Origin of the sequence: Flavonifractor sp. An4, assembly GCF_002161755.1 — a bacterium.
In the GTDB taxonomy this organism is placed as follows: Bacteria; Bacillota; Clostridia; order Oscillospirales; family Oscillospiraceae; genus Flavonifractor; species Flavonifractor avicola.
This window is the reverse complement of record NZ_NFIL01000115.1, coordinates 1-830: the sequence shown is the minus strand read 5'-3', so window position 1 is coordinate 830 and position 830 is coordinate 1. Positions and strand designations below refer to the sequence as shown.

1 protein-coding gene is annotated in these 830 nt (G+C 59.0%); it reads left to right on the top strand.

All coding sequences use genetic code 11. The features are described 5' to 3' along the window. Nucleotides 1-830, top strand: an 830-nt coding sequence (locus tag B5F94_RS15970) for a DEAD/DEAH box helicase family protein (protein ID WP_158100322.1), incomplete at both ends; no start/stop codon positions are given.

The following is an 830-nucleotide window of genomic DNA, read 5'->3' as shown; positions in this document are numbered from 1 at the left end:
GATGGGAGCCACATCACCTTCAGCGGCATCAACCCGGCCATTCAGCTCCGGCCCCATCAGCTCAACGCCATCGCCCGGGTGCTGTACGGCGGCAACACACTCCTGGCCCATGAGGTGGGCGCGGGCAAAACTTTTGAGATGATTGCCGCCGCCATGGAATCCAAGCGCCTGGGCCTGTGCCAGAAGTCCATCTTCGTGGTGCCCAACCACCTGACCGAGCAGACCGCCTCGGAGTTCCTGCGGCTCTACCCCTCCGCCAACATCCTTGTGACAACCAAAAAGGACTTCGAGAAGCGCAGCCGCAAGAAGTTCTGCGCCCGCATCGCCACCGGGGACTATGACGCCGTCATCATCGGCCAAAGCCAATTCGAGAAGATACCCATGAGCCCGGAACGGCAGAAGCGGATGCTGGAAGAACAAATCGACGACATCGAAGAAGGCATCCTGGAGGTCAAGAGGGCCAAGGGCGAGCGGTTTACCATCAAGCAGCTGGAGCACACGCGGAAGTCTCTGAAGGCCCGGCTGGAAAAGTTGCAGGCCAACCACCGCAAGGACGATGTGGTGACCTTTGAACAGCTGGGCGTTGATCGGATGTTCGTGGACGAGGCGGACCACTATAAAAATCTGGCCTTCTACACCAAGATGCGGAATGTGGCTGGCCTCTCTACCTCTGACGCCCAGAAGTCCAGCGATATGTTCCTGAAATGCCGTTACCTGGACGAGCTGACCGGGAACCGGGGCGTCATCTTCGCCACCGGGACCCCCATCTCCAACTCCATGACGGAACTCTACACCATGCAGCGGTATCTGCAATATGACAGGCTCCAGGA